The 5,413-nt window shown below is 36.3% G+C and carries 6 protein-coding genes; all 6 read left to right on the top strand.

Annotated features, from left to right (window positions below; genetic code table 11):
- On the top strand, positions 1 to 148 hold a 148-nt coding region (locus Q5O73_RS10685), incomplete at its 5' end, for a stage V sporulation protein AB (protein ID WP_368076763.1).
- 28 nt (positions 149 to 176) lie between these two features.
- On the top strand, positions 177 to 635 hold the full coding sequence (locus Q5O73_RS09940) for a SpoVA/SpoVAEb family sporulation membrane protein (protein WP_302669607.1): 459 nt from the start codon (positions 177 to 179) through the stop codon (positions 633 to 635).
- 215 nt (positions 636 to 850) lie between these two features.
- Positions 851 to 1,543, top strand: coding sequence for a hypothetical protein (locus Q5O73_RS09945; protein WP_021953407.1), 693 nt, complete (start codon positions 851 to 853; stop codon positions 1,541 to 1,543).
- 32 nt (positions 1,544 to 1,575) lie between these two features.
- Positions 1,576 to 1,923, top strand: coding sequence for a helix-turn-helix domain-containing protein (locus tag Q5O73_RS09950; protein WP_021953406.1), 348 nt, complete (start codon positions 1,576 to 1,578; stop codon positions 1,921 to 1,923).
- Between the two features lie 114 nt (positions 1,924 to 2,037).
- Complete coding sequence (locus Q5O73_RS09955; protein ID WP_021953405.1) at positions 2,038 to 3,117, top strand: carbamoyl phosphate synthase small subunit; 1,080 nt, start codon at positions 2,038 to 2,040, stop codon at positions 3,115 to 3,117.
- Positions 3,110 to 5,413 (top strand): carbamoyl-phosphate synthase large subunit (carB, locus tag Q5O73_RS09960; RefSeq protein WP_302669608.1); only part of this gene is annotated, 2,304 nt, incomplete at its 3' end. The genes Q5O73_RS09955 and carB, both read left to right, overlap by 8 nt.

Consider the following 5,413-nt stretch of genomic DNA (forward strand, 5'->3'; position numbering starts at 1 on the left):
ATCTTTAGCTGAGGCATTAAATGCTACGGCAATTTTTGCCAGAAGAGTGAAACTGAGAATAGGTTTTAGTTATATTATCTTAGCTGTGGCAGTGGGAAAAGTAACGGCGGCAATAATTCAGTTCGCTAACGGATGGGTTAAAAAATAGCATTAATGAAAGCATAAAGGGGAAAGTAATGGAAAGCGAAGAAAGAAAACAAAAATATAATGAATATGTTAATCGGATAACTCCTGACAATAAGTTGTTTACCGATGTGTTTAATGCATTCTGGATAGGGGGAATTATTTGCCTTATGGGGCAGATATGGGTGGCAATATTTACTTACTTTGGAATGAACAAAGAGGATGCCGCAGCCTGGACTACACTGGTGCTTATTTTAGAAAGTGTTATTTTAACAGGTCTTAATATTTATCCGAAAATAGCCAAAAAAGGGGGAGCCGGATGTCTGGTTCCCATAACAGGTTTTGCCAATGGAGTGGTGGCACCGGCAATTGAATTTAAGGCAGAAGGGCAGATATTTGGTGTTGGAGCAAAAATATTTACCATTGCAGGGCCGGTTATTTTGTATGGAATATTTTCCAGCTGGATTGTGGGAGTCATATACATGATACTTCAGGCGGCAGGAATATTATAGAAGAGTATGGAAAAAATAGTGAAGAAATACCTTTGGGATTGGGATTTGAATTGGTAATGAATGATAAGGCAATGGAAAGTTTCTCGAAAATGCCTGAAGGTATCCTCCCTTTTTATTGAAAGCATATGAAAAAAGATATATAATAATTATGTTCGGGCACATAAAACGGTATGCCTTAAATTAAAAAATATGCTTTACAATACAGGGAGGGTACCTTGGATAAAAGGAAAAAAACAGCAGTTACAATTGTCATGACATGCATTTTAATTTTGATTATGGCACTGGTAATAATGTATAGAATAAAAGAAAACAACAGCAAAGATTACACAAAGTATGAGAATCAAAACACTAAGGAAACATCTACCATACAAAGCAGTAAAATAGGATTGCAGCGAAAAGATATCGAAAAAATATGGAATGACAGTGCGTTGGAGGGAAATAGGCAGGAAAAGGAATTTTACAGATTTGAATTTCCCATGTACAGAGGTGAAAGTGTAGAAGAGGTATTTAGCCTGTATTTCAGATTTTATGTATCATGCGAAGATGGAGAGTATTATTTAGACCCACGAATAATATTTGGTGGATTTTATAATGTTTCCGATATAAAAGATGACAAAATTTCAAAGGAATTTACCATTTTATCAGACAAAGAAAGCCTTAAGTTTAATATATTTAAGGATGAAAAGAAAAGTGCTGATGATGGGAATACATATAATGCAATGGCGTTTTCCACAGAGAACATTGACGAATTTGAAAAAATAGTCAAAAGTAAAAACGTAAATATAAAAATAACCCTTGATAACAGGAAGTTTGTGTTTGATTTGGGCAAAGATGAAAAGAAAAAGTTACATAGTCTGATTTCAGATTATAAGAAATTAGAAGAAAAGGTATGTGATGATAAACAGTAGTTTTTGACATGGAAATACAGGAAGGATAAATTATGCTGTCAGAAGAGAGAAAAAGAAATTTAGAAACAGGAAACAGGGTTAGGGAAATACGAAATGGTATGGACTACACTCAGACTGCAATGGCAAATGAATTAGATGTTTCTCTTTCTGCCTATAAAAAAATTGAGTCAGGAACTATGGCAATAACCATAAATATGCTAAAAACGTTAAACGAAAAGTTTGGAGTCTCTGCAGATTACATATTATTTGGTAAAGAAGAACATATTGAAGACATTGACGAATTTGTAGATAGTCTGTCCGAAGAGGAGGGCAGGGAAATCTATGAGGAGTTAATAGATTATTTTGTTAATCAAAAAAAGAAAACTTATATAGTAAAATAGTATTGTATAAAAAATGCTTTTCTGCTATAATATTTTCAATTTGTGCATAGGTAAGTTATGCACATTACAAAAGAATATATATCTTAAATTAAACTTACGAAAGGAAATACATTTATGAACGCTTTTCTAATCTTAGAAGACGGTACAGTCTTTAAAGGAACATCTATTGGATCTACAAAAGAAATTATTTCAGAAATAGTATTTAATACCTCAATGTGGGGATATTTAGAAGTGCTTACTGATCCCAGCTATGCAGGACAGGCAGTATGCATGACATATCCGCTTATTGGTAATTACGGTATTTGCCATGAAGATATGGAATCACTTAAACCATGGCCTGATGGTTACATAGTACATGAATTAAGCCGTATGCCAAGTAACTTCAGAAGTGATGATACCATCCAGCACTTTTTGGAGGAACATGATATTCCGGGAATCGCCGGCATTGATACAAGAGCCCTTACAAAGATTCTTCGTGAAAAGGGTACAATGAACGGTATGATTACCACTAATGAAAATTATAATTTAGACGAGGTATTACCTAAGATAAAAGAATATACAGTTACAGGAGTTGTTAAGAAAGTATCCTGTACAGAGAAAAAAGTTTTAAAGGGTGATGGATTTAACGTAGCTTTACTTGATATTGGAGCTAAAAATAATATTGCAAAGTCCCTTAATAAGAGAGGATGCAATGTTACAATTTATCCATGTGATACACCTGCAGAAGAAATTATTGCAGCTAATCCGGACGGAATTATGTTATCAAACGGACCGGGAGATCCAAAAGAATGCGTTTATCAAATTGAACAGATTAGAAAGTTATATGATACAGATATACCAATATTTGCCATATGCTTAGGTCATCAGCTGATGGCTTTAGCTACAGGGGCAGATACAAAGAAAATGAAATATGGACACAGAGGAGGAAACCATCCTGTTAAGGATATAGATTCAGGAAGAGTTTATATTTCATCCCAGAATCACGGATATATGGTAGATGGAGATACTATTAATCCGGATGTGGCAAAGGTTGCCTTTGTAAATGTAAATGATAAGACAGTAGAAGGTTTAAGATATATTAATAAGAATATTTTTACGGTTCAGTTCCATCCGGAAGCATGTCCGGGACCACAGGATTCGGATACACTTTTTGATGAATTTATCAATATGATGGAGGTGAGAAAAAATGCCTAGAGATACCAGAATAAAGAAAGTATTAGTTATTGGCTCAGGTCCTATTGTTATAGGTCAGGCAGCAGAATTTGATTACGCCGGAACACAGGCATGCCGTTCTTTAAAAGAAGAAGGCATTGAAGTAGTATTACTTAACTCAAACCCTGCTACAATTATGACAGATAAGGATATTGCAGATGAGGTCTATATTGAACCTCTTACAGTGCCGGTACTTAAGAAAGTTATAGAAAAAGAAAAACCTGACAGTATTCTTCCAACCCTTGGTGGACAGGCAGGACTTAACCTTGCCATGGAAATTGCTGAAACGGGATTTTTAGAGGAACATAACTGCAGACTTATAGGTACAACATCACAGACTATTAAGAAAGCAGAAGACCGTCTTGAATTTAAGGAAACAATGGAGAAAATCGGCGAGCCATGTGCTCCGTCTTTAGTTGTTGAAAATGTGGAAGACGGTATAGAATTTACCAACAAGATTGGATATCCGGTAGTTCTTCGTCCGGCATATACCCTTGGTGGCAGTGGCGGTGGTATCGCTCACAATCAGTTTGAATTAGTTGAGATTCTTGAAAACGGATTAAGACTTAGCCGTGTAGGTCAGGTTTTAGTAGAAAGATGTATTGCAGGATGGAAGGAAGTAGAGTACGAAGTTATGCGTGACTCTGCAGGAAACTGCATTACAGTATGTAACATGGAAAATATTGACCCTGTTGGTGTACATACAGGTGACAGTATAGTTGTTGCACCGTCTCAGACATTAGGAGATAAAGAGCATCAGATGCTTAGAACATCAGCTCTTAACATTATAAATGAATTAAACATTAAAGGTGGATGTAACGTTCAGTATGCACTTCATCCTGAAAGCTTTGAGTATTGCGTAATTGAGGTAAACCCTAGAGTTAGCCGTTCATCAGCATTAGCATCAAAGGCTACAGGTTATCCTATTGCCAAGGTTGCTGCAAAGATTGCTTTAGGTTACACTCTTGACGAAATTAAGAATGCAATTACTCAGAAAACATATGCAAGTTTTGAGCCTACACTGGATTACTGTGTAGTAAAAATCCCAAGACTTCCATTTGATAAGTTTATTACAGCCAGCAGAAAGCTTACTACCCAGATGAAGGCTACCGGTGAGGTTATGAGTATCTGTAACAACTTTGAAGGTGCTTTAATGAAGGCTATACGTTCACTTGAGCAGCATGTTGAATGTCTTCTTGACTATGATTTCTCAAAATTAAGTGATTCAGAATTAGAAGATATGCTTCACAAAGTTGATGACAGACGTATCTGGGTTATTGCAGAGGCATTAAGACGTGGTGTAAGTTACGACCACATTCATGAAGTTACCATGATAGACAAGTGGTTTATAGACAAACTTGCCATTATTGTGGAAATGGAAAATGCGTTAAAGAACGGGCCTCTTACACCTGAACTGTTAAAGGAAGCAAAGAGAATTGAATTCCCTGATACTGTAATTAGCAGACTTACAGGAAAAAGCGAAGAAGAAATTAAAAACATGCGTTACGATAACAATATTGTGGCTGCATATAAGATAGTTGATACATGTGCTGCTGAATTTAAGGCAGCAACTCCATACTATTATTTAGTATATGGAGGGGAAAATGAATCAGTTGAAACAAACCCGCCAAAGAAGGTATTGGTTTTAGGTTCAGGTCCTATCCGTATCGGTCAGGGTATAGAATTTGACTTCTGTTCTGTACATTGTACATGGGCATTTAAAGAAGAAGGATTTGAAACAATTATAGTAAATAATAACCCTGAAACAGTTTCAACTGATTTTGATATAGCTGATAAGCTTTACTTTGAACCACTTACGCCGGAAGATGTTGAAAACATTGTAAACATTGAAAAACCGGATGGAGCGGTAGTTCAGTTTGGTGGACAGACAGCTATTAAGCTGACAGAATCTCTTATGAAGATGGGGGTTCCTATTCTTGGTACAAAGGCTGAGGATGTTGATGCCGCTGAAGATAGAGAGTTGTTTGACGAAATTCTTGAACAGTGCAAGATTCCAAGACCTACAGGGGGAACTGTATTTACTGCGGAAGAAGCTAAGAATGTAGCTAACAGACTGGGATATCCCGTACTTGTAAGACCTTCGTATGTTCTTGGAGGACAGGGAATGCAAATAGCAACCTGCGACCAGGAAGTTGAGGAATTTATGGAAATTATCAACAGAATAGCTCAGGATCATCCTATTTTGGTAGATAAGTATCTTCAGGGTACTGAGGTGGAAGTTGATGCAATTTGTGATGGAGAAGATATATTAATTCCA

It is taken from the genome of Eubacterium sp. AF15-50 (assembly GCF_934835595.1).
GTDB classification, from domain to species: domain Bacteria; phylum Bacillota; class Clostridia; order Lachnospirales; family Lachnospiraceae; genus Eubacterium_G; species Eubacterium_G segne.